The following is a 23,687-nucleotide window of genomic DNA, read 5'->3' as shown; positions in this document are numbered from 1 at the left end:
CACCCGCCGCACACCGCGGACCCCGCGGCCGGCGAGGCCCTACCGCACCCGCCGCACCACGCTCGGCACCACACTGATCAGCAGGGTCAGCCCGATCGCCGCCACCACGCCCTCCCACGGCTCGTCGAACAGCGACCCGCCCAGGATGCCGATGAGCTGATACGTCACGGCCCAGGCCAGGCAGGCCGGGAAGTTCCCCCGGGAGAACCGCCGCAGCGGCCACTTCGCCAGCAGACACGCCAGCATCACCGGGATCCGCCCGGCCGGCACCAGCCGCGACAGCACCAGCACGGCGACCCCGTGCCCGGCCAGCTTCTCCTGCGCCTGCGCCAGCCGGTCCTCCGGCGCCCGGGCCCGCAGCGCCTCCAGCCACCGCGACCCGTTCTTCGACTTCAGCCCCCGCCGCCCCAGCCAGTACAGCGTCGCGTCCCCGAGGAACGCCGCCAGCGACGCCGTCACGAACACCATCGCCAGTGAGAACGGCGCCGTCTGGTGGACCGCCACCACCGCGGCCGAACTCACCAGCGCCCCCGTCGGGATCACCGGCACCAGCGCCCCGAGGAGCACCAGCACGAACAGCGTCGGATACCCGACCGCCTGCTGCGTCGACTCCGGCACCACCGACGCCGGCGTGACACCCGGCGCCGCGAGCAGGGGCAGCCCGGCCAGTGCCACGGGCGCGGACCACGTCACCGCGCCGCCTCCAGCCGCACACTCTCGCCGTGCCCGAGCCGGTGCACCGCCGCCCCGGGAGCGTAACGGGCCGCCAGCCGCACGAACTCGTGCCCCGGCGCGTGGAACTCGTGGGGGCGCACGGCGTCCATCCCGATCGGCCAGAACGTGCCGTAGTGCACCGGTACCGCGCTGCTTGCCCCGAGCAGCCCCAGTGCCTGGGCCGCCCGGCCCGCGTCCAGGTGCCCCTCGCCCAGATACGGCCCCCAGCCGCCCACCGGCAGCAGCGCCGCGTCGACCGGCCCGACCTCCTTGGCCATCTCGTCGAACAGCCCGGTGTCCCCGGCGAAGTACGTCCGGGCCTCGCCGGATATGACGTAGCCGAGGGCGGGGGAGCGGTGCGGTCCGACCGGCAGCCGCCGCCCGTCGTGCCGCGCCGGCACGGCCCGGACGACGAGGTCTCCGACCGGCGTCTCGTCGCCGGGCGCCACCTCGCTGACGTGCAGGTGCGTGAGCCGGCGCAGCGCGGGCACCGCCCGGCGCGCACCCCGGGGCACGAGCAGGCGCGTGCCCGGCGCGAGCCGCAGCAGCGACGGCACGTGCAGATGGTCGGCGTGCAGGTGCGAGACCAGCGCCACGTCCGCGCGGTGGGCGCCCGGAGGCGGAACGGCCCCGCGCCGGCGGCGCAGGTGCGCGAGCCGGCGCGCGAACAGGGGGTCGGTGAGCACGCGCACGTTCGAATCCTCCACGGTGCAAGTGGCGTGACCCCACCAGGTGATCTCCACCGGCACTTCTTTGCCTCCTTCGCGCGACTCCCCGAAGCCTACGTGCAGGAGTAGGGTCGGCGGCGAAACCGGAGGTGAGGGGGGACGCCATGGGGCCGGTGCGGGTCACGGCGATCGCGAGTCTGACGCCGCTGGAGGAGCTGGACCAGGACCCGTTCCTGGTCGACTCCCGCAGCCAGCACGCGATGTGCGCCCGCTGGGCCGCCGAGCGGGGCTGGGCGGTCAGCCGCGAGTTGCTCGTGCGCGGACTGCGGCCCGACCACGACGCCCTGTGGGACGGCGTACGGCCCGGCCGCGACCTGTTCGTGGCGCCCAGCCGGCGGGTCCTGGAGAGCGCGCTCGCCTCCGTCGAGGAGTTCACCGAGGAGTGCGCGCGGCGCGGGGTCCGCATCGAGACGGTGGGGCACGCGGAACCGGCGTACGACGCGGCGATGAAGGCGTGCGTGCACCGCCGGCTGTCGATGCCGACGGCCGGCTACGACGGCCGCTGACCTGCCCGCCGGGGGAATGAGCCGGGGACGGGGGAGCCCGCCCGGGCGTTGTGACACTGTGTGGGGAGGGCCCGTGGACGCGGCGGGCCGGGACGTGAGGTGGCTGGGCGTGCGGGGCGTGTGGTGGCGGCGGGCCGCCAGTCAGATCGGGCGGAGCGTCGCCGTGTGGGCGGTCTCCACGGTCACGATGCTGGTGCTCGCCGGAATCCTGCCCGACTTCCGGCTCCGCTCGGCGGACGGCGACAGCGCGACCGACATCGCCGTCACGGCCGCGTTCGGCGCCGGCGCCTTCGGCCTGCTGTCGGCCGTGGTCTGGCCGCTGCTCGTGCGGCTGCTGCTCCTCGTCCCGGCGCTCGTCCTCGGCCTGCTCGTGTTCTTCCTCAACGGGGCGCTGCTGCTGCTCGCCCTGAACCTCAACCCCGCCGAGCGCGGTGCCGCCGCTCCCGAGACCGCCGTCGTGGTCGCCGCGGTGATGTCGGCCGTGGCGTCCGCGACCGGCGCCGCCCTGGCCGTCCGCGACGACGACGCCTACCGCCGCCGGCTGTACCGCCTCTCCGACCGCCGCCGCCGCTCCGGACCCCCCTGCCCGCCGAGCCCCGGCACCGTCTTCCTGCAACTGGACGGCGTCGGCCACGACACGCTGCTCGACGCGGTCGGCCAGGGGCTGATGCCCACCGTCGCGCGCTGGCTCGACCCGGGCCCCGGCGGCCGCCCCAGCCACCGGCTCACCCCCTGGCGCACCGACTGGTCCAGCCAGACCGGCGCCAGCCAGCTCGGCATCCTGCACGGCAGCAACCACGACGTCCCCGCGTTCCGCTGGTACGAGAAGGACACCCGCGAGGTCGTCGTCTGCAACCGCCCCACCAGCGCCGCCGAGCTGCAGCGCCGCGCCGTGCGCGACGCCGGGCACGGCGGCCTGCTCACCGTCGACGGCGCCAGCCGCGGCAACCTCTTCGGCGGCGGCGCCGACCAGCAGGCCCTCGTGCTCTCCATCGCCACCCGCCGCCGCAGCCGCGAGAACCGCTCCCGGGACGGCTACTTCGCCTACTTCTCCGACCCCGCCAACGCCGTGCGCACGGCCCTGTCCTTCGTCGCCGAGGTCGGCCGGGAGATCGGCCAGTCCACCCGCGCCCGCCTCCGCAAGGAGCGCCCGCGCGTCTCCCGCGGCGGCCTCTACCCGCTCGTCCGCGCCTTCGCGACCGTCGTCGAGCGGGACGTCGTCGTCGCCGCCGTCACCGGCGACATGCTCGCCGGACGCACCGCCGTCTACGCCGACCTGGTGGCCTACGACGAGGTCGCCCACCACTCGGGACCGGCGAGCCGCGACGCGCGCAAGGTCCTCCAGCGCCTCGACCGCTGCCTCGCCCTGATCGAGAACGTCGCCGAGCACGCCCCGCGCCCCTACCGGATCGTCGTGCTGTCCGACCACGGCCAGAGCCCCGGCGAGACGTTCCGCTCCCGCTATGGCCTCACCCTCGGCGACCTGGTGCGGGCCGGCTGCGGCCTGCCCGTGCCGCGCCGCGCCGAACGCACCCGCAGCGGGGCCGAGGCCCGCGCGGCCGTCCGTGCCGCGCTGCGCATCCCCGTCGAGGAGGGCGGCGAGCGGCACCGGCCCGGGCGGCGCGAGGAACCGATCGTGCTGGCCTCCGGCAACCTCGGCCTGGTCTCCTTCCCGGACGTCCCCCATCGGATGAGCAAGGAGGAGATCGACGCCCGCCACCCCGCGCTGCTGCCGACCCTCGCCAACCACCCCGGCATCGGCTTCCTGCTGGTGCGCAGCGAGGAGCACGGCGGGGTCGTCCTCGGCGCCTACGGCGCAGAGATCCCCCTGGCCGACCTCGACGACAACCCGGGCCCGCTCGCCGCGTTCGGCCCGGGCGCCGCCGACGCGGTACGCCGTACGCACTCCTTCCCGCACGCCGCCGACATCATGGTCAACTCCTTCCACGACCCGGCCGACGGCGAAGTCCTCGCCTTCGAGGAGCAGATCGGCTCCCACGGCGGACTCGGCGGCGCCCAGGGCAAGCCGTTCCTGCTGTCGCCGCTCGCGCTGTCCGCGCCCGTCGGGGACGGGGCGGACCTCGTCGGCGCCGAGCGGGTGCACCGCGTGCTGCGGCGCTGGCTGCGCGAGTCGAACGGACCGCAGGTGCCGCTGGAGACCGGTGAGCGGGAGCGCGCCGCCTGAAATTCGGCTGCGCCGGACGCGCCGCGCGCCCACACTGTTCGTGCCGGACGCCGCACACCCGCGCGTCCTCCTCGAACACCCCCAAGGAGCCGCTGCTTTGCAGGCAGCCGTCACCGTCACGCCCGCCCGCATCCCCGACCTGCTGCTCGGACTCGCCACGGTCCGGCCGGTCTTCATCTGGGGCGCCCCCGGCATCGGCAAATCCTCCCTCGTGCGGAACTTCGCCGAGTCGCTCGGCCTGGAGTGCGTCAGCCTGCTGGGCACCCAGCTCGCCCCCGAGGACCTCATGGGCGTCCCGCAGATCCGTGACGGCCGCTCGGTGTTCTGCCCGCCCGAGGCGATCGCCCGGGACGAGCCGTACTGCCTGTTCCTGGACGAGCTCAACGCGGCCACGCCGGACGTGCAGAAGGCGTTCTACTCACTGATCCTGGACCGCCGGATCGGCACCTACGAGCTGCCCAAGGGCTCCATCGTGATCGGCGCAGGCAACCGCGCCACCGACAACGCCCTCGCCCGGCCCATCGCCTCCGCGCTGGTCAACCGGCTCACCCACGTGCACCTGGAGGCCTCCACCGAGGACTGGCTGACCTGGGCCGGGGAGAACGGCATCCACCCGTGGATCGTGGACCACCTCACCGACCGGCCCGACCACCTGTGGTCCAAGCCGCCGAAGACCGAGGAGCCGTTCTCCACGCCCCGCTCCTGGCACATGCTCTCCGACGCCCTGCACTCCTTCGGCCGCGACCTCGACGAGGAGACGCTGCGGGTCCTCGCGCACGGCACGCTCACCCCCGCCCACGCGCAGGCCTTCTGCGGCTACGTCAAGATCGTGCGCAGCCGGTACGGCATCGAGGCCATCATCAAGGGCGACGCCCGCTGGCCCAACCGCCCGGAGGACCGCGACCTGCTCTACTACCTCGCCGACTCCTTCCGCGGCCGCCTGGTCAAGGAACTGCCGGTCAGCAAGGAGCACATGTCGGCGAACGGCCGGCAGACCGCCTACCGCGCCAAGTCGCTGCTGGTGCAGCTCGCCGAGATCTCCGTCGAGGTCGCCCAGACCGTCATCGCCTCCGACGCCGACGGCAACCCCGTGCTGCCCTCCTGGTTCCTCGTCGAGGCGGCGCGGGACATGCCCCGGCTGGTGGAGGCACGCCGGTGAGCCGCGGCGCCGGCAAGGACCAGCGCAGGAAGAAGCGGGACCTCGCGGCCGAGGCCTTCGCCGAGGGCATGCGGCTGATGCGGGCCAACCCGGCCCTCGCGGCCGTGGAGTTCGACGTCTGCCGACAGGAGGAGTGCGGCTTCGCGCCCCGCGGCGGGCTCGTCGCCGTCGACTCCGACGGCGATCTGCACGTCCACCCCGACCGGCTCGCCGAGCCCGCCGCCTGGGCCTGGGCGCTCGCCCACGCCGTCCTCCACCTCGGCTTCGGGCACGTCCCCGCCGTCAAGGGCGAGCGCGTCCAGCCCGACCGCTTCGACCTCGCCGCCCGCTGCGTCGTCGTCAACCGCTTCCTGCTCGGCTCCCCCGTCGGCGAGACCCCGGAGCACCTGCCCGCCGCCTACCCGGACGGCGACGAGGAGCAGCTCGCCGCCCGCTGGCGGCGCGACGGACTGCCCCCGGTCTACGAGCGCTGCGGCACGGCCGGTGACGAGCCCGACCAGGTGCTGGTGCGGTGGTCGGGCTGGTCGCGGCCGCCCGACTGGCAACTGGCCTTCGCCACCGCTCTGACCCGGACCGTGTCCGCCGCGATGGACATGGCCGGCGGCCGCCGCGACAGCCTGGACGGCGAGGTCCCCGCGCGGCGTCCCTGGCAGCGGGCGCTGAGCTGGTTCATCTCCTCCTACCCGCTGCTCGGCGGCATCGCCTCCGGCATCAAGCTGGTCGCCGACGCCGAACTCGCCCGCGCACACGGCATCGCCGTCGCCGCGGTCGACGCCGGGGCCGGCGAGATCTACATCAACCCGCTGCGCGGTTTCGAGGACGAGGAGTGGCGGTTCGTCCTCGCCCACGAGATGCTGCACGCCGCCCTGCGCCACGGCGACCGCTGCGGCACCCGCGACCCCTACCTCTTCAACGTCGCCTGCGACTACGTCATCAACGGCTGGCTGACCGAGATGGAGGTCGGCACCATGCCCGAAGGACTGCTGTACGACCCGCAGCTCGCCGGGCTCTCCGCCGAGGAGGTCTACGACCGCATCGCGGGCGACCTGCGCCGCAGGCGCCGTCTGGCCACCCTGCGCGGCAAGGGCGTGGGCGACATCCTCGGCGGCCCGCTCGGCTCGCCCCGCGACTACGTCGACCTCGACGCGTTCTACCGCCGCGGCCTCGCCCAGGGCCTGGACCTGCACCAGCGGCAGGAACGCGGCTTCCTGCCCGGCGGGCTGGTCGAGGAGATCCGGGCGCTGAGCCACCCGCCGCTGCCCTGGGACGCCCGCCTGGCCCGCTGGTTCGACGAGTTCGTGCCCCGCCCCGAACCCGTCCGCTCCTACGCCCGCCCCTCCCGGCGCCAGGCGTCCACGCCCGACATCCCGCGCGCCGGGCGGTACTTCCCGCCCGAGGAGGTCGCCCGCTGCACCTTCGGCGTGGTCCTGGACACCTCCGGCTCGATGGACCGCGTGCTGCTCGGCAAGGCACTGGGCGCGATCGCCTCCTACGCCGAGGCGCGTGACGTACCGGCCGCCCGGGTCGTGTTCTGCGACACCGCCCCGCACGACGCGGGCTATCTGCCCGTGACGGAGATCGCCGGGCGGGTGCGCGTGCACGGCCGCGGCGGCACCGTCCTGCAGCCCGGCGTCGACCTGCTGCACCGCGCCGGCGACTTCCCGCCCGGCGCGCCCGTGCTGATCATCACCGACGGCTGGTGCGACACCCTGCGGGTGCGGCGCGAGCACGCCTACCTGATCCCGGCCGGAGCGCGGCTGCCGTTCAGCGCCAGAGGACCGGTCTTCCGCGTGAGTTGAGCCGGAGTGTGATCGGATGGGGTGAGGAACCCCGAACGACCGGGTTCCGGATACTCATCGAAAGGATGCGTCATGGCAGCCACGCGCTCCGCCCACACCGTGTGGGAAGGCAACCTCTTCAAGGGCAACGGTGTCGTCACCTTCGACTCCTCGGGCATCCTCACCGAGCAGCCGGTCTCCTGGGCGGCCCGTACCGAGGAGCCGGGCGGGAAGACCAGCCCGGAGGAGCTGATCGCCGCGGCCCACTCCAGCTGCTTCTCGATGGCCTTCTCCAACATCCTCGACAAGGCCGGTACCCCGCCGACCAAGCTGGTGACCTCCGCGGACGTCACCTTCCAGCCGGGCGAGGGCATCACCGGCATCCACCTCACCGTCGAGGGCACCGTCCCCGGCATGGACGAGGAGGCGTTCCTCGCCGCGGCGGAGGAGGCCAAGGTCGGCTGCCCGGTCAGCCAGGCCCTGAAGGCCACGCCCATCACCCTGACGGCCAAGCTGGCCTGATCCCGCACACCGGCGTCACGCGGGCTCGCCCGGCAGGGACGGGGCCCGCGTGGCGGCCGGCGGGTCCGCCCCCCGGGCGCCTTACGCGACCCCGGTGTGCCGCCGCCCGCCGTGGGCGCGGGGGTCCGCGCGCCGCCGGTTCCCTCCGCGGAGCCGGGGTAAGAACCAGTCGCCTCGCCACCGACGGGCCGGAGGGAACGCGATGCTGCCGGGACCGACCACCAGCGCGACCGCGCTCGACTCCGCCGCCCGGGACCGGACCCGCGTCCTGCTGCTGTACGGCCTGTCCGGCCGGCTGCGGCCCCGGGACACCGGGCTCGGCGCCCTCGTCGACCGCTACGACTACGGCCGCTTCGCCCCTCACCTGATGACCAGCCAGGACGTGCTGCCCGTCCCGCTCCTCGACGAGCGGGTCGCACCCCGGCGGCTGCGGCTGCCGCACGGCGACCACGGGCTGGGCCTGGCGTCCCTGCGGATCCTCGTCGTCACCACCCCGCGCGGCGACGCCACCCTGGTGCTGGACTGCGCCTTCACCGGCGAGACCCCGGCCGGCGACCTCGCCGCCTGGCTGGCCACCACCTGCTTCGACCGTGAGCGCCTCGAACTCGACGACCGCCCGCTCCTGCACGCCCTCTCCGCGCCGCTCGGCGGCCACCCGCCCGCCCTCGGCCAGAACGTGCACCAACTCGTCTTCCCCGGCGGCCGGTTACAGCGGGACCTGCTCGGCGCCGACGAGGCCCGCACAGCGGTCCTGCTCAACGAACTCGTCTACCGCGGCAGGATGCCGTGGAACCCCACCGCACCCCACGGCACCGGCCTCGCCCCGCACCCGCGCCACCACGGCCTCACCCTCTCCGCCCTCGGCCGGGGCGTCTCCGTCCAGGCCGGCTGGGCCCCGCACGTCGAGAACGGCCTGGCCCTCGTCGCCATCGGCATGGTCTCCGCGCAGTCCGCCCTGCAGCGCACCCGCCTCGCGGCCTTCGCCATGATGAAGGCCAACGAGCGGACCCCGGCCGACTCGCCCACCGAGATCCGTTCCCTGATCTCCCGCCTCTCCGCGGGCGTCAACGAACTCCAGCTGGACCTCGCCTTCGGCGTCGAGGCCTACGTCGACAGCCTGCTCGTCCCCGAGATGATCACCGAGGCCTTCCAGTCCTCCCTGGGTGGCGCCCTCGGCATCCGCGACAGCCTGGAGAACTCGGCCCGCATGGTCGAGCGCCTCACCTCCGTGATCGGCGCCCGCTCCGCCGCCCTGGACGCCGAACTCGCCGAGCGCGACGAGCGCCGCGACCGCACGGTCTCCGGCCTGGTCGCCGCCGCCACACTGATCGCCCTGCCGCCGACCCTCCTGCTGGCCTTCTTCGGCGTGAACGGCTCGAACGTGGACGAGCACCGCTCCATCCTGGACCTGCGCGCCTACGGCACGGCCTACGCGCTGGCCTGGCTGCCCTTCGCCGCCCTGGTCCTGATCGGCTGGATCCTGCTCAGACGGGTCCGCGCCGGTTCCGGCCCGCTGCTGCCCGCCCCCGACGACGACCTCGCCCCCGTCCCGCCCCCGCGCCCGCCCTCCGGGAGTCCCCGCCCATGACACCGCACCCCGCCGTCTCCGCGCACCGCGGCGGCTCCGAGCGCGCGGCCCCCGCGACTCGGGAGGCGTACGAGGACGCGCTGGAGTCCGGCGCGGAGTACGCCGAGTTCGACATCCGCCGCACGGCCGACGGAGTCCTCGTCGTCTACCACGACCCCCGGGTCGGCCCGGCCGGGCCGCCGCTGTCCGCGCTCACCCACGCCGCGCTGAGCGAGCGGGCCGGCTACGACGTGCCCGTGGTGGACGAGGTCATGGCCCTGATCGCCGGGAAGCTGGTGGCGCACCTGGACCTGAAGGAGGCGGGCTACGAGCGGGAGGTGCTCGACCGGGCCGTCGCCCTGCTCGGTGCGGACGGACTCGTCGTGACGACCCTGGAGGACCGTTCCGTCGCCGCCGTCACCCGGTCCCACCCCGGGGTGCGCACCGCGCTGTCCCTGGGCCGGGACCGCAGGGAGCTGGCCCTGGCCCGGCTGCCCGGGACCCGCCTGAGCGAACTGTTCCCGGCCCGCCGGATCCGGGCCTGCGGGGCCCACGGCGTCGCCGTGCACGAGCGTCTGGCCAGGGCGAACGTACTGCGCGAGGCGAGTCGGCGCGGCCTGTTCACCATGGTCTGGACGGTCAATGACGACACCCTCATGCGGGCGTTCCTCGCCCACCCGCGCGTCGACGTGCTCGTCACCGACCGGCCCCGGCGTGCCGTCGCCCTGCGCGGTGCGATGACCCCCACGCGGCATTGACAACGACGCACTCAAGTTTTGTGCTGGAGAGTGTGGCGGAGCGCCCTGGCGGAAGGGGACAGCGATGGGACGTGCGGTCGGGATCGACCTCGGAACCACGAACTCGGTGGTCGCCGTGCTGGAGGGCGGTGAGCCCACCGTCATCGCCAACGCGGAGGGGGCCAGGACCACGCCCTCGGTCGTGGCGTTCGCCAAGAACGGCGAGGTGCTGGTCGGCGAGGTCGCCAAGCGGCAGGCCGTGACGAACGTGGAGCGCACCGCCCGCTCGGTGAAGCGGTACATGGGCGACGCGCACTGGCGCTTCCCCGAGCAGGGCGACATCGACGGCACGCGCTACCGCGCGCAGGAGCTGTCCGCGCGGGTGCTGCAGAAACTGAAGCGGGACGCCGAGTCCTACCTCGGCGAGGACGTCACGGACGCGGTGATCACCGTTCCCGCGTACTTCGACGACTCCCAGCGGCAGGCGACCAAGGAGGCCGGTGAGATCGCGGGCCTGAAGGTCCTGCGGATCATCAACGAGCCGACGGCCGCGGCCCTCGCCTACGGCCTGGACAAGGAGAACGACCAGACGGTCCTCGTCTTCGACCTCGGCGGCGGCACCTTCGACGTGTCGCTGCTGGAGATGGGCGAGGGCGTCATCGAGGTGAAGGCCACCAACGGCGACACGCACCTCGGCGGCGACGACTGGGACCAGCGGATCGTCGAGTACCTGATCAAGCGCTTCAAGGGGCAGTACGGCGTCGACCTCGCCCAGGACAAGATGGCCGTGCAACGGCTGCGCGAGGGTGCCGAGAAGGCCAAGATCGAGCTGTCCAGCTCCACCGAGACGACGATCAACCTGCCCTACATCACGGCCTCCGCCGAGGGCCCGCTGCACCTCGACGAGAAACTCACCCGGGCCCAGTTCCAGGAGCTCACCGCGGACCTCCTCGACCGCTGCAAGGGGCCCTTCCACCAGGCGGTCGAGGACGCCGGGGTGAAGCTCCCGGCGATCGACCACGTGATCCTGGTCGGCGGCTCCACGCGGATGCCCGCCGTGACGGACCTCGTCAAAGAACTGACCGGCAAGGACCCGCACAAGGGCGTCAACCCCGACGAGGTCGTGGCCCTCGGTGCCGCCCTCCAGGCGGGCGTCCTGCGCGGCGACGTCAAGGACGTGCTGCTGCTTGACGTCACGCCGCTGTCCCTGGGCATCGAGACCAAGGGCGGCATCATGACCAAGCTCATCGAGCGCAACACCACGATCCCCACCCGGCGTTCGGAGATCTTCACCACGGCCGCCGACAACCAGCCCTCGGTCGGCATCCAGGTCTACCAGGGCGAACGCGAGATCGCCGCCTACAACAAGAAGCTCGGCGTCTTCGACCTCACCGGCCTGCCCCCGGCCCCGCGCGGCGTCCCGCAGATCGAGGTCGCCTTCGACATCGACGCCAACGGCATCATGCACGTCTCCGCCAAGGACATGGCGACCGGCCGCGAGCAGAAGATGACCGTCACCGGCGGCTCGGCCCTGGCCAAGGACGACATCGACCGCATGATGCGTGAGGCCGAGCAGTACGCCGAGGAGGACCGCAAACGCCGCGAGGCCGCCGAGACCCGCAACCAGGCCGAGCAACTCGTCTACCAGACCGAGAAGTTCCTCCGCGACAACGCGGACAGGATCCCGGCCGACACCAGGTCCGAGGTCGAGACGGCCGTCGCCGGCCTCAAGTCCGGTCTCGACCAGCAGGCCGACACCCCCACCCTGCGCGCCGGTGTGGAGAAACTCGCCTCGGTCAGCCAGAAGATGGGCCAGGCCATGTACGCCCAGGCCCAGTCCGGCGCCGGCGCCGAACGGCCCCCCGCGGACGACACCGCCCGCACCGCACCGCAGGACGAGGAGGGGGTGGTCGACGCGGAGATCGTGGACGACGACAGCAACCAGCGCGACGGGAAGGGCGGCGCCGCCTAGCCGCGGCCCGGCTGGGTCAGCGATCCGGGACGCAGGGCGGCAGTGTCGCGCACACCGCCTCCAGGACCGTCGCGTACGGCGTGCCGAAGTCGGTCAGGCGGGTGCGCAGGAGGTCCAGGCCGTCGCGGTGGTCCGCCAGGAGTCCGGTGTCGCCGGTGCGCGCCGCGCACTCGAGGACCGCGGGGAGGAAGTCCGGTGGTTCCTCCCCGGTCGTCTCCAGGCCGTGCGCGCGGTACAGCTCCTCGGAAGGCGTCGGTGCCGCCTCGCGCCACGAGCTGAGGTACAGGCTGTGCTCCGGCTCCGCCTCGAAGACCTCGACGTAGTGCGCCGCCAGCCGGCGCGGCGGGGTGAGCGCCGCGTGGTCGGCGAACTCCCGCAGCTGCGGGGCGGCTTCGCGCAGCAGGGGCAGCCGGGTGCGGAAGTCGTCGTCGGGGAACATCAGGCACAGCGCGGCCGCCTGGTACAGCACCTCGAATCCGGGCATCGGACCTCCTTCGCGTGCGCCCCGCGATGCCGACGCTAGGGGCGCGCGGGAGGGCACACCCGCCGGCGGGGTCCGTACGGGTCAGAAGCCGTCCCGGTACGCGCGCAGCAGTTCCTGCGTGCGCTGGGCGGACGCGGCCCGGGCCGTCATGTGGTCCAGCACCTCCAGATGCGCCGAGACCTCCTTGCGCGAGTCGAGGTACAGCGCCCCGGTCAGGTACTCGGTGAACACCATGTCGGGCAGTTCCGGCTCGGCGAAGCGGAACAGTGAGAACGGCGCGTACGTCCCCGGGTGCGGGCCGTCCTTGAACTCGGCGACCTGGAGTGTCACGCGGTCCCGCGCGGCGTACTCCAGCAGCTTGTCCAGCTGGTCGCGCATGACCCGGCCGTCCACGCTCACCGGGCGCCGCAGCACCGTCTCGTCCATGATCACCCACAGGTGCGGCGGATCCGGGCGCTCCAGCAGCCGCTGGCGCTCCATGCGCAGCGACACGTGCCGCTCGACCGCGCCGGGACCGGCGTTGGCGATGGTGCCGGACTCCAGCACGGCGCGCGCGTACCCCTCGGTCTGCAGCAGGCCCGGCACGAAGTGCGGCTCGTACGACCGGATGATCCGCGCGGCGCCCTCCAGGCTCACGTACAGGCTGAACCACTCCGGCAGCACGTCGTGGAACCGCTGCCACCAGCCCGGCCGGTTCGCCTCCTCGGCGAGGTCGACGAACGCCGCGACCTCGTCCTCGGCCACCCCGTACGCGGTCAGCAGGATCTGCACGTACGGGATCTTCAGCGCGACGTCGGCGGTCTCCATCCGCCGGACGGTCGCCGGGGCGACGCGCAGCACCCGGGCCGCCTCGTCGCGGCTGAGGCCCGCCGCCTCACGCAGTTCCTGCAGCCGCTTGCCCAGCACCACCTGGCCCACGGTGGGTGCGGCCCGCCGTTCACTCACGCCACGCCTCCCCAACGTGCCCGGTCCGTGATCAGTGTGGCACGCCCGGCCACCCCGATCACAGACCCGGCGACGACGAGGCCGCGGGGGGAGAGGGGGACGCGGAGGCATTACCCCGCGGGTAATCGACCGGGTGCCGCCGGCGCGGGATCGTGAACGCACCGGGTCCCGGGCCGGCGCACTCCGGCCCGGGACCCGGCCGCGCCCCGCCCCACCCGACGGAGGATGATGCCCATGTCCACTATCCAGCTCGCCGTGCTCGCCCGGACCTCCCGGCCGCAGTCGGTGCTGCGCCGCTTCCTGGCCCTGGACGCCGTCGTGACCGGCGCCAACGCGCTCGCCTACCTCGCCCTGTCCGGCCCGCTGGGGCGGTTCCTCGGGGCCGACGCGACGCTGCTGCTCGCGCTGGGCGCCTTCCTCGCCGGGTACGCGACCGGCGTGGGCCTGCTGGCCGCCCGGCGCCGTCCGCCCGCGCTGGGCGTGCGGGCGGTCGTCGAGGCCAACCTCGCCTGGAGCGCGCTGAGCCTGGTCGCCCTGGCGCTGTGGCTCTCGCCGACCACGGCGGGCGCGGTGTGGACGGTGCTCCAGGCGCTGACCGTGGCCGGCTTCGCCGCGCTGCAGCACCTGGCACTGAAAGCCCGTCAGGAAATCGACTCCTGAAGGTACTTGGCCGTCGCCGGGTCGGCCGGGAGCAGCGTCTCGACGGCCAGCTCGGCGACGGTCACGTCCATCGGCGTGTTGAAGGTGGAGATCGAGGAGATGAACGACAGCGTCCGCCCCTCGTGCTCGATCCGCAGCGGCAGCGCGAAGTACGGCACCGGCTCGGCCGGCTCGTCGGCCGGATCCTCGTCCGGCACCGGGTACGCCGCCACCTCCTCGTACAGCGCCCGCAGCGGCTCGGAGCGGTGCAGCGCGATCTGCCGCTCCATCTGCTCCAGCAGGTGCCCGCGCCAGGCGCGCAGATTGCGGATCCGGGGTGCGAGACCCTCCGGGTGCAGCGCCAGCCGCATCGCGTTCAGCGGCGGCTGCAGCAGGGCGCCGGAGACGCCGTCGACCAGCGCCATGACCCCCCGGTTGGCCGCCACGACGTCGTACAGCGCGTTCACGACCAGCGCCGGGTACGGCTCGTAACCGCCGATCAGCCGTTCGATGCCCTCGCGCAGCGCGCCCAGCGCCGGGTCGTCCAGCGGGGTCTCCGGATAGCGCGGGGCGTAACCGGCCGCCATCAGCAGCGCGTTGCGTTCCCGGACGGGGACGTCCAGGTGCTCGGCCAGCCGCAGCACCATCTCCTCGCTGGGCCGGGAGCGGCCCGTCTCGACGAAGCTGATGTGGCGGGCCGAGGAGTCCGCGCGCAGGGCCAGCTCCAGCTGGCTGACCCGCCGCTGCTCCCGCCAGGCCCGCAGCAGGGGACCGACGCCCTGCTGCGTGGTGGACGGGTGAGTGGTCATGCCGGGACCGTAGCCGAGAACCGGCCGCACCGGACAGGGCACACCCCTCTGACCAGGGTCGCGGGCGTGCCGCTGTGGCAGGCTGAGAGGCGAGGACGACACCCCGCAGCGAGGGAAGGAGCACAGCCCATGCCCGTCGAACCGCTGTCGCAGAAGGAGATCGAGGACCGGCTGGCCGAGCTGCCCGGCTGGTCGCTCGACGGCGACCGCCTGACCCGTTCCTACCGGCTCGGCTCGCACTTCTCCGCGACGGCGATGGTCGTGCACATCGCCCAGGTCCAGGAGGAACTGGACCACCACTCCGACCTCACGCTCGGCTACCACACCGTCTCCCTGTCCGTGCACACGCACAGCGCGGGCGGCGCCGTCACCGAGAAGGACTTCGAGCTCGCCCGCAAGGTGGAGGACCTGGCCCCCGGGCACGCGGCACACTGACCGCGTGCTCGACTACGACAAGGAAGCGGAACGCTACGACGCCTCCCGGGGCGGCGAGCCCCGGGCGGCCGCAGCCGCCGAGGCGGTCCTCGGTCTCGTGCCCGAGGGGGCGCGCAGCCTGCTGGACGTCGCCTGCGGCACCGGCATCGTCACCCGCCGGCTCGCGGCCGCGCGCGCCGGCCTGCGCGTGACCGGCGTCGACCTCACCCCCGCGATGGCCCGCCGGGCCGCCGCCCGGCTGCCCGGCGCCGTCGTCCGCGCCGACAGCCGCAGACTGCCCTTCCGGGACGGGGGGTTCGACGCCGTCTGCACCGTGTGGCTGCTGCACCTGGCCGCCGGGCCCGCCGAGGTGCGGACCATCATCGGCGAGTGCGCCCGGGTGCTGCGGCCCGGCGGGGTGTTCGTCACCACGGTCGACAAGGCCGCCTCCCACAACGTGGGCAGTGACATCGATGTCGTCCTGTCCTCCCGGCCGCCCAGCCCGGTCCGGGACGCGGCGGCCGACGTCGAGGCCCACGCCGCCGCCCACGGCCTGGTCCCGGCCGGGCAGGCCCGGTTCACCGGTCACGGACAGGGCCGCAGCCCGCGCCGCACCATCGCCGATCTGCGGCGGGGCTGGTTCGTCACGCTGCCGCCCGGCGATCCCCTCGCGGAGGAGTACGCCGGGCGGCTGGCACGCCTGCCCGGCCAGGACCGGCCGCGTCCCGACCCGGTGTTCAGCCTGCGGGCGTTCCGGAAGGCCGGGTGAAGTCCATGACTCAGTCGGTCGGCCAGGTCGTTCCGCCGTCCCGGGAGAACGCCTGCTCCCGGCGGGCCGTCGTCGCGCGGACGCCCGACCGGACGAACCGCACCCGCATGTCCCGGCCGGCATGGGTGCCGTCGCCGTGGAGGAAGGCGAAGTCGTGCGGGCCGCTCATGCGCGGTCCCCCGTGGTTCCCCCGGGCAGCGAGTCGGTCAGGTAGGCCTGCAGGTCGGGCACGTCCGGGGTGAGCAGATGCCGCACCCAGGCGTCCCGCTCGTGCTGGATCGGCGGCAGCTCCCAGACACAGCCGATCCAGGGCCGGCCCGGAGTGATGAAGTGCGCCGGGTCGCGGTCCGGGCAGCCCAGCACCGGCTGGCCCGCCGCCGCGCCCCCGAAGTGCAGGACGTTGTCCCACACCCAGCTGTAGGCGTTCAGATAGGCGCCGTCGTCGCCGCCCCGGTGCAGCACGACGAAGGTCGCCGGCGGTGTGCCGTCCGGCTCCGGCAGCAGCTCGGGCAGGATGGCGTAGGCCGCCTGCTCCACCTCGGGTTCGATGCCCGCGGGGTCCGCGGTGACGTGGTAGCGCTTGACGTGCCGCCCGGCGATCCGCACGGGCGGGGGCACGGTCAGCAGCTTCTCGCTGAAAGGCATGCCCGGACGCTACGGCCGCTCCACTGACATCATGTGTCAGTGAAGTCCAGCCGGCTCGTCTCCCTCCTCCTGCTGCTCCAGACCCGCGGCCGGATGACCGCCGCCCAGCTCGCCGAGGAGCTGGAGGTGTCGGTCCGCACGGTCTACCGGGACGTCGAGGCGCTGAGCGCGGCCGGTGTCCCGCTGTACGGGGACGCCGGCCACGCCGGCGGCTACCGCCTCCTCGACGGCTACCGCACCCGGCTCACCGGTCTCACCGCGGGCGAGGCCGAAGCGCTCTTCCTCGCCGGTGCCCCCGGCGCCGCCGCGCAGCTCGGACTCGGCTCCGTGCTGGCCGCCGCCCAGCTCAAGGTCCGCGCCGCCCTGCCCCCTCAGCTGCGCGCCCACGCGGACCGGATCAGCGGCCGCTTCCACCTCGACGCGCCCGGCTGGTACGCCGGCGCCGACGAGACGCCGCACCTCCCGGCCGTGGCCGACGCCGTGTGGCAGGGGCGGGCGGTGCACGTCCTGTACCGCCGCTGGCGTGAGCCGACCGACGTGGAACGCCGCCTGGAACCGTACGGTCTGGTCCTCAAGGCGGGTCGCTGGTACGTCGTCGCGGGCCCGGGCCCGCGTACCTACCGCGTCGACCAGATCCTGCGCCTGTCCGCCACGGACGAGGAATTCACCCGCCCGGACGACTTCGACCTGGCCGGGTACTGGGCCGCGTACCAGCGCGACTTCCACCGCGGGCTGCGGTCGGAGCGGGCCGTGGTGCGTGTGGCCCCGGGCGTCACCCTCCCCGGCGCCACGGAGAACGAGAGCGCCCCGGAGGCGGACGGCCGGCGCCGCGTCACCGTCACCATCGAGTCCGTCGACCACGCCCTCGCCGAGTTCCTCCGCCTGGGCACGGGAGTCGAGGTGCTGGAGCCACCGGAACTGCGGGCGAGGATCGCCCGGACGGCGGCGGAACTGGCGGACCGGTACGGCGCCGCGGGCAGGCCGCTCGACGAACGGTGAACCGCCGGGGGAGAGGGCGCGTGCCGGACGGGCACGCGCCCTTCGCAGGCCGTCCGTCAGGTCACCGCGCAGCTCCGGTCACCCAGCCGGAACGCCGTCGGTTTCGTGTTCGTGCCCGACCGGCTCGCCGTGAAGCCGAAACTCACCGACGAGCCCTTCGCGACCGTCCCGTTCCAGCCGGCGTTCCTCGCCGTGACCTCCGCACCCGACTGCGCCGCCTCCGCGTTCCACGCCTGGGTCAGCTTCTGGCCGTCCGCGAAGGACCAGGTGAGCGACCAGCCGGTCCACGGGTCCTGGCCCGTGTTGGTCAGCCGCACCTCGCCCTGGAATCCGCCCGACCACTCGCTCGTCACCTTGTACGTCACCGCGCACGCGCCGGTGGGCACCGGGTCCGGACCGGGACCCGGGTCGGTCGTGCCGCCGTCGGAGGTGTCGCCGTAGACGACGCCCCGGCCGTTCGTGGAGACGTACACGCGGCCGTAGACGCGCGGGTCGCCGGTGATCGCCGCGCCCGTCCAGCCCCACTGGTGGGCGTCGTCGTTCACGCGGGTCCAGCTCACGCCCTTGTCCGTGGAGCGGAAGATGCCGCGCACGCCGCCGATCTTCGCGCTGGTGAAGAGCGTCTGGTAGGAGGCGCCGGGCGCGGCCTTGCCGAAGCCGACGGTGTCGGCCTGCTCGACACCGGGCAGCTTGGTGAAGCTCCGCCCGCCGTCGGTGGAGTGCCACAGGCCATAGGCGCCGTCCGGCGCACCGCCCGCGAGCCACACGTCACCCTTCCCGCCCGGCAGCGCCTTGAAGCGGACGCTGTCACCGCTGGGCAGCCCGGTGGCCGGGGACGCGGCGAACGTCGCCCCGCCGTCCGTACTGATGTAGAACTTGCCCGACTTGAAGCCGTAGAAGGTTTTCGCGTCGACCCGGTCCGACTCGACGATCGCACCGGCGGGGATGCCGCTCGACGCCTGCCACGACGTGCCGAAGCCGGTCGCGACGTGCACGCCGGCGCCCTCGGGACTCCACACGAACCGGCTGCCGTCCGCCGCCGCGGCGACCGTGCCGCCGCCGCTCACGCCCGACGGGTCGGTCCCCCCGAACCAGTTGGCCCCGTTGTCCGTCGAGAACGCGATGTGCGGTCCGGAGTCCAGGTTGCCCACGCGGACCACGGTGTCCGGCTTCGCCTCGGCGAAGTCCAGGCTGGTGGTCGTGGTGAAGTTCGGCTGGGTGAACATCATCGGGGGGACCTTCGTCAGGTCCGTGTGGCGGAAGCCGCCGACGTCACCGAGCGCGCTCAGCAGCGGGGCCCCGGACGGGGGAGAGGCGAGGTCGTTGACCGCCGTCTCCTCCAGGCCGCGCACCATCGGCTTGACGGTGAACTTCCCGCCGCTGTCCCAGTTCCCGAGGTTCTCCGTGCCGTAGATCGTCGCACCCGTGCCGTACATCATGCGGTTGGAGTCGAACGGGTCGATCTCCATGGCCTCGGTCATCCAGCCGAGCTTCGGCGTCTGCTCGGGCGGCTGCGGGTTCGCTCCCCAGGTCAGCCACGGCGAGGACGAGACGTCCATGGTGTAGCGGTTCTCGCGGTTCGGGTACGAGGTGTAGTCCCACGCCTTGGTCCAGCTCGCGCCGCTGTCCGTGGAGCGGAAGATCTGCGTGTCCGGCCACCAGGCGCTGTAGGCGGTCGCCATCACCGTGCCCGGCTTCTGCCGGTCGACGGTCAGCCCGCTGAAGCCGTAGAAGGTGTCGGCCTCCGCCACCGGGCTGATGTCCGTCCAGGTGCCCGTCCCGGTCGCATAGCGCCACAACCGGCCCTTGCCGCCGTCGTACGGGCCGCCCTTGTCGCTGTAGGCGAGGTACAGATGTCCGTTCTTCGCGTCCAGCACGCCCTTGTGGGCCAGGTACCCGGTCGGCTGGCCCGCGAGCCGCTGCCAGGTCGCGCCCGCGTCGGTCGAGCGGTACACCGCGTTGTCCTTGTCGGCGACCCCGACGTAGATCGTCCTCGTGGCGCTCCCTGCGGTGCCCGTGGACTCGTCGAAGGTGACCCAGACGATGCCCTGGTTGTCTGACGCGTAGCCGGAGGTGTCGCCCGGATCCTGCGCGTAGTTCCCGGCGTTGGGGAAGTTCGCCACCTGCGACCAGGTCGCCCCCGAGTCCGTCGACCGCCACAGCCCCTTGCCGCTGGGCGCGCCCAGGTACAGCACGCTGTTGCGGTGCGGGTCGACGGCCAGCCGCTCGCCCATGCCCCGTCCCGGCATGTTGCCGCCGAGCTTGAACGGCAGGTCCGTCTTCTGCCAGCTCGCCCCGCGGTTCGAGGAGCGCATGATCGCGCCGTTCTTCGGATCCCAGCTGTTGGTGTACGTCCCGACCGCCGCGTACACCCGGTCCGGGTCCACGGAGTCGGAGGCGATGCTGATCACGCCCGTGTGCCCCCAGTCGTCCCAGCCGACCGAGTCCAGCAGCGGCGTCCAGGTCTTCGACGACTCCTGCCAGCGGTAGGCGCCGCCGATGTCGGTGCGGGCGTAGGCCAGGTTCTTCTCGGAGCGGTTGAAGACGATGCCGGGGACGAATCCGCCCCCGTCGATCCGGGCGTTCTTCCAGGTGTAGGTGTCGGCGGCGAGCCTCGGCGCCGGCGGGTCGGCGGCCAGCGCGGTGGGGGCGCCCGACAGCAGCCCGGCGGCCAGCGCGAGCACGGCCGTCAGGACACGGGTTCTTCGCACGGCGGGGTTCCTTCCGGTGAGGGGGAACGTGCGAGAGCCGGGCGGCTCCAGTGCGGGTGGAGCCGCCCGGCCGGGGTGGCCCCGCGTCAGGTGCGGGGCCACGTACGCGGCGCTTCGGGCGCCCCTCTTCTCGGGGGGGCGCCCGGCGGGGGCTATTCGAGAAGCTCCGCGTACGAGCCCATGGCCAGGGCGATGTCCGCCTGGGCCCAGAACCGGTGGTACGTGAACGACGGCACGGCCCCGCCCGCGAGATAACTCTCGATCTTCGACCACGCGGGGTCGTCCTCGTAGAAGGACCGGATCGAGTCGAACGTCGACGACGAGTTGATCGCGTCGCCGTTCGGCATCGTGCCCGTCCAGCCGCTCGGCACGGACACCGGGTCGTCGAACCGGTTGTAGTCGGCCCGGTTCTCCGGGACGGAGATCCCGAGGGCGTCCTGGTGGTTGTCCCACATCCCGTCCAGCAGCTTCTTGGCGGCCGCCGCGGCCTCGGTGTCACCCGAGCGGTCGGCGTAGTACGTCAGCGTCTTGGCGTACGCGGCCGCCACACCGACGTCGTTCGTGTAGTCCACCACGCTGACGTGCAGCCCGCTGTTGGAGCCGGGGCTCGACGCGTTCCAGGTGTCGGGCTGGCCCGACCACTGCAGCGTCGACGGGATCCGGAACGTGCCGTCCGGGTTGAACGTGGTCTTGGACAGCGCCCAGTCGACCCACTTGTCGAGGACGGTCTTGGCCTGCGCGTTGCCCGTCTGCTGGTACAGCTCGGCGACCCGCTCCATGGACCACGCCTGGAAGCCGAACCACTGGTTGGACGGCGGGTCGTGGTAGACCGGCTTCTCGTCGTAGTACATGCCGTAGAACGTCGACTTGCCCGCCGGCGGGGTCGCGTACCTGCCCGCCCAGCTGTTGGTTGCGCCGCCCGCGATGGCGCCCTCGTTCGACTGCAGCCAGCGGTAGAACTCCAGCTGCCGGTCGAGGGACTTGGCCCAGTCCGCCGCGCCCGTCGCCGACTTCGGCTTCAGCGGCGCGTAGTTGGCGAGCGCGTACGCGGCCAGCGGGTTCTGGTAGCCGCCGTGGGCGTGGCTGGAGCCGATGCGCCAGGCCCAGCCCGCGCTGGTGTCGGTGGCGCCGCCCCAGGCGTAGTACCAGGACATCAGGTACATCGAGGCGTCCTTGCCGGTCCCAGCCGGGCAGGCCGAGGGTCCGACGCAGTTGCCGATCTTCTTGAAGTACTTGTCGAACATGGAGTAGCGCAGGTAGTCGCCCATCTTGGCCGCCTTGGCGACCGTCGCGGAGACCTGCCCGCCCTTGCCCTGCTCCTTCGCCCACAGGTCCGCCCAGTAGGCGGCCTGCACGGCTCGCGCGTCGGCGTCCGGCGCGTTGGTGAACTTCCACTGCTTGGCGTAGGAGGCGTCACCGGTGAACAGGTCCAGGAAGCCGTTCTTGCCGCCGTACTTGAAGGCGTCGCAGGTCGGCTGCGGCACCGTCTCCCACACCGACTCCTGCGCGCCGCGCTGGAAGGTGTTGATGTACGACGGTCCGGTGTCGGACGGGCCCGCCTCGCACTTGCCCGGCGCGTTGCCGAAGCCGTAGACGTTGTCCACGTCCTGCAGCCAGTGCATGCCGTAGACGTCGTCGGTGCCGTACGCGCTCTTCAGCTCGGCCGCGATCGGGTCAGGGCCGACCGGGACGCCGGAGTCGAGCCTGGCCGGGTACTCCTGCGGGGTGTCCAGCTCCGGCGCGTAGGTCGCCGGCTTGGACGGGTTGTAGAAGGAGTTGGTCGGCTGGTCGGCCTTGGTGGGGATCATGTACTTCTCCATGAGCTCCCACGCGCCGTTGAACTTCGACCAGTCACCCGTCACCTTGCCGTACATGGCCTGGAGCCACAGCAGGTAGCTGTACGCCTCCGAGGTGGTCTCGTGGCCGTGGTCCGGCGCCTCGACGATCAGCGTCTCGACCGAGTGGTACGGGATGCCCTCGGGGGAGAAGTAGCCGTTCGCCGGGTTGGTGATCTTCCCGTAGAGCTCCAGGAAGCGGGCCTCGTACGCCTTCGACGCGGCCAGTTGCGTCACCGTGACCGCGGCCTTGGCGTGCCCGGCGGCCGTCGACTCGAACACGGCCGATCCCGAGCCCGAGTCCCCGGCGGTCACCGTCACCTTCTGCGCGGTGTTCCAGTTCTGCGGCGTGAAGGTGAGGGAGGCGCCGGAGGAGACCGACAGGTTCGTGTTGCCGCTCGCGCGGGCCGAGGTCACCGTCACGCTGGCGGCGGGCTGCTTGGACAGCTTCACCTCGTACGTGCCCGACTTGCCCGACTGCACGCCCAGTTGGAGCGGGGAGGCGACGACGGCCGGGCCGGAGGCGACGGTGATGCCGACCGGCGTGGAACTGGCCGAGGCGCCCATGCTGTCGTACGCCTTCGCCACCAGGGAATGACTGCCCACGGTCAAGCTGGAGACCGAGAGCGCGTAGGGCGCGCTGGTGTCCGTGCCGAGCAGTGTGGTGTCGTCGTAGAACTCCACCTTGCTGATCGTGGCGTTGTCCGCGGCGGCGGCCGTGGCGGCCAGCGGGACGCTCTCGCCCTGGCTGTAGACGGCACCGGCGGCCGGGCTGGTCAGCACGGTGATCGGGGGCTGGTGCGCACCGGTGCACGGGGTGCCGTTGACCGAGAAGGACGTCGGCGCGGTGTTGGTGCCGCTGTAGCTGAACTGGGCGCCGGTGGAGACGGCGGCACCCGCCGCGACACGGGCGTTGTGCGCGGCGTTCTTCACGGTGATGTTCTGGCCGGACTGCGACCAGCTGCCGTTCCAGCCGTTGCCCAGCCGCTGGTTGCCCGAGTAGGCGTAGGTCAGCGTCCAGCCGTCGATGACGTCCGTGCCGCGGTTGGTGAGGGTCAGGTCCACCGTGAAGCCGGAACCCCAGTCGTTCGTCTTGTAGTCGACGCTGCACTGGAGCGGCGCCGCCTGCGCGGGAGTCGACCCCGAGGAGAGCATCGTCAGCGGAAGCGCGAGAGCTGCGAGGGCGGCGGTCCACAACCGCCGCACGGCTCCGCGTCTCCGGGGTGGGGGATGCATGGTGCTGGTTCCTCCTTGCGGCTCGGAGAATTCAAGGCCTGAACCAGTGGGAGCGCTCCCATAGTGCGGATGCGTCAGGTACCGGTCAAGATGTTCGAAGAGTCGAAAAGATTCGACACCACCGGTTGCCGGAAAGTCGGCAACTCCCCTGTTCTTCCCCGGAACTTGGCGCTACCTTCCTTGACACCAGTGGGAGCGGTTCCATCAGTCGACGCGTCCGTCACGGCGGGCCCGGCCTGCAAGGAGTCGCTCATGCGACACCTCTCGCGATCAGTTCTCCCAGTCCCCGCCCGTGCGGACGTCCTCTGCTGCTCGCGTGCCGGCACCCGGTTC

Annotated in this window: 21 protein-coding genes; 12 read left to right on the top strand and 9 right to left on the bottom strand. The window is 73.0% G+C overall.

The genetic code is table 11. From position 1 onward, the window contains the following. Positions 1–39: 39 nt before the first annotated feature. The gene (locus ACF07N_RS22250) at positions 40–660 is read right to left on the bottom strand and encodes a DedA family protein (RefSeq protein ID WP_383322359.1); all 621 of its coding nucleotides are present in this window, start codon (positions 658–660) and stop codon (positions 40–42) included. A 29-nt stretch (positions 661–689) separates the two neighbouring features. Beyond that, positions 690–1,463, bottom strand: coding sequence for an MBL fold metallo-hydrolase (locus ACF07N_RS22245; protein ID WP_392115564.1), 774 nt, complete (start codon positions 1,461–1,463; stop codon positions 690–692). 83 nt (positions 1,464–1,546) lie between these two features. Here ACF07N_RS22245 and ACF07N_RS22240 point away from each other — a divergent pair, with 83 nt between their 5' ends. From ACF07N_RS22240 to dnaK, 8 genes are all read left to right on the top strand, one after another. Beyond that, the gene (locus ACF07N_RS22240) at positions 1,547–1,948 is read left to right on the top strand and encodes a hypothetical protein (RefSeq protein ID WP_392115561.1); all 402 of its coding nucleotides are present in this window, start codon (positions 1,547–1,549) and stop codon (positions 1,946–1,948) included. A 109-nt stretch (positions 1,949–2,057) separates the two neighbouring features. Next, positions 2,058–4,133, top strand: coding sequence for a phage holin family protein (locus ACF07N_RS22235; RefSeq protein ID WP_392115873.1), 2,076 nt, complete (start codon positions 2,058–2,060; stop codon positions 4,131–4,133). Between the two features lie 97 nt (positions 4,134–4,230). Continuing rightward, complete coding sequence (locus ACF07N_RS22230) at positions 4,231–5,292, top strand: ATP-binding protein (RefSeq protein ID WP_392115558.1); 1,062 nt, start codon at positions 4,231–4,233, stop codon at positions 5,290–5,292. 68 nt (positions 5,293–5,360) lie between these two features. Continuing rightward, complete coding sequence (locus ACF07N_RS22225; protein ID WP_392115870.1) at positions 5,361–7,091, top strand: hypothetical protein; 1,731 nt, start codon at positions 5,361–5,363, stop codon at positions 7,089–7,091. 72 nt (positions 7,092–7,163) lie between these two features. Then, the gene (locus ACF07N_RS22220) at positions 7,164–7,592 is read left to right on the top strand and encodes an OsmC family peroxiredoxin (RefSeq protein ID WP_309094191.1); all 429 of its coding nucleotides are present in this window, start codon (positions 7,164–7,166) and stop codon (positions 7,590–7,592) included. Positions 7,593–7,794: 202 nt separating this feature from the next. Then, positions 7,795–9,180: a hypothetical protein gene (locus ACF07N_RS22215; protein WP_392115555.1), complete on the top strand. Its 1,386-nt coding sequence runs from the start codon at positions 7,795–7,797 to the stop codon at positions 9,178–9,180. After that, a complete protein-coding gene (locus ACF07N_RS22210; protein WP_392115552.1) occupies positions 9,177–9,917 on the top strand; it encodes a glycerophosphodiester phosphodiesterase family protein in 741 nt (246 codons plus the stop codon). The genes ACF07N_RS22215 and ACF07N_RS22210 overlap by 4 nt, the downstream gene beginning before the upstream one ends. Before the next feature lie 64 nt (positions 9,918–9,981). Further along, the gene (gene dnaK / locus ACF07N_RS22205) at positions 9,982–11,868 is read left to right on the top strand and encodes a molecular chaperone DnaK (RefSeq protein WP_392115549.1); all 1,887 of its coding nucleotides are present in this window, start codon (positions 9,982–9,984) and stop codon (positions 11,866–11,868) included. 16 nt (positions 11,869–11,884) lie between these two features. Here dnaK and ACF07N_RS22200 read toward each other — a convergent pair whose 3' ends face one another. Both ACF07N_RS22200 and ACF07N_RS22195 read right to left on the bottom strand, forming a co-directional pair. Further along, complete coding sequence (locus ACF07N_RS22200) at positions 11,885–12,352, bottom strand: nitrate reductase molybdenum cofactor assembly chaperone (RefSeq protein ID WP_392115546.1); 468 nt, start codon at positions 12,350–12,352, stop codon at positions 11,885–11,887. Positions 12,353–12,433: 81 nt separating this feature from the next. Then, the gene (locus ACF07N_RS22195) at positions 12,434–13,297 is read right to left on the bottom strand and encodes a helix-turn-helix domain-containing protein (RefSeq protein ID WP_383321742.1); all 864 of its coding nucleotides are present in this window, start codon (positions 13,295–13,297) and stop codon (positions 12,434–12,436) included. A gap of 234 nt (positions 13,298–13,531) precedes the next feature. Here ACF07N_RS22195 and ACF07N_RS22190 point away from each other — a divergent pair, with 234 nt between their 5' ends. After that, complete coding sequence (locus tag ACF07N_RS22190; RefSeq protein ID WP_392115543.1) at positions 13,532–13,957, top strand: hypothetical protein; 426 nt, start codon at positions 13,532–13,534, stop codon at positions 13,955–13,957. On the opposite strand, the gene ACF07N_RS22185 is transcribed toward ACF07N_RS22190, so the two are convergent. Beyond that, the gene (locus tag ACF07N_RS22185; RefSeq protein ID WP_392115540.1) at positions 13,939–14,745 is read right to left on the bottom strand and encodes a helix-turn-helix domain-containing protein; all 807 of its coding nucleotides are present in this window, start codon (positions 14,743–14,745) and stop codon (positions 13,939–13,941) included. The two genes, ACF07N_RS22190 and ACF07N_RS22185, sit on opposite strands and share 19 nt — an antisense overlap. A gap of 129 nt (positions 14,746–14,874) precedes the next feature. Here ACF07N_RS22185 and ACF07N_RS22180 point away from each other — a divergent pair, with 129 nt between their 5' ends. Together ACF07N_RS22180 and ACF07N_RS22175 are read left to right on the top strand one after the other, a co-directional pair. After that, positions 14,875–15,180, top strand: coding sequence for a 4a-hydroxytetrahydrobiopterin dehydratase (locus ACF07N_RS22180; RefSeq protein WP_383321733.1), 306 nt, complete (start codon positions 14,875–14,877; stop codon positions 15,178–15,180). 4 nt (positions 15,181–15,184) lie between these two features. Then, a complete protein-coding gene (locus ACF07N_RS22175; protein ID WP_392115537.1) occupies positions 15,185–15,928 on the top strand; it encodes a class I SAM-dependent methyltransferase in 744 nt (247 codons plus the stop codon). A gap of 10 nt (positions 15,929–15,938) precedes the next feature. Here the strand turns inward: ACF07N_RS22175 and ACF07N_RS22170 are convergent, their stop codons facing one another. Together ACF07N_RS22170 and ACF07N_RS22165 are read right to left on the bottom strand one after the other, a co-directional pair. Further along, positions 15,939–16,097 carry a hypothetical protein gene (locus tag ACF07N_RS22170; protein WP_392115534.1) on the bottom strand — a complete coding sequence of 53 codons (159 nt, stop codon included), beginning with the start codon at positions 16,095–16,097 and terminating at the stop codon, positions 15,939–15,941. After that, positions 16,094–16,573 carry a hypothetical protein gene (locus ACF07N_RS22165; protein WP_392115531.1) on the bottom strand — a complete coding sequence of 160 codons (480 nt, stop codon included), beginning with the start codon at positions 16,571–16,573 and terminating at the stop codon, positions 16,094–16,096. Before ACF07N_RS22165 ends, ACF07N_RS22170 begins: the two co-directional genes overlap by 4 nt. A 39-nt stretch (positions 16,574–16,612) precedes the next feature. Here ACF07N_RS22165 and ACF07N_RS22160 point away from each other — a divergent pair, with 39 nt between their 5' ends. Then, on the top strand, positions 16,613–17,572 hold the full coding sequence (locus ACF07N_RS22160) for a helix-turn-helix transcriptional regulator (protein WP_392115528.1): 960 nt from the start codon (positions 16,613–16,615) through the stop codon (positions 17,570–17,572). 56 nt (positions 17,573–17,628) lie between these two features. Here ACF07N_RS22160 and ACF07N_RS22155 read toward each other — a convergent pair whose 3' ends face one another. After that, on the bottom strand, positions 17,629–20,283 hold the full coding sequence (locus ACF07N_RS22155; RefSeq protein WP_392115526.1) for a cellulose binding domain-containing protein: 2,655 nt from the start codon (positions 20,281–20,283) through the stop codon (positions 17,629–17,631). A 152-nt stretch (positions 20,284–20,435) separates the two neighbouring features. Beyond that, positions 20,436–23,354 carry a glycoside hydrolase family 48 protein gene (locus ACF07N_RS22150; protein WP_392115523.1) on the bottom strand — a complete coding sequence of 973 codons (2,919 nt, stop codon included), beginning with the start codon at positions 23,352–23,354 and terminating at the stop codon, positions 20,436–20,438. Positions 23,355–23,687: the final 333 nt, after the last annotated feature.

This window comes from Streptomyces sp. NPDC015242 (assembly GCF_043079125.1).
GTDB lineage: Bacteria > Actinomycetota > Actinomycetes > Streptomycetales > Streptomycetaceae > Streptomyces.
This window is presented reverse-complemented; position numbering and strand designations above follow the sequence as displayed.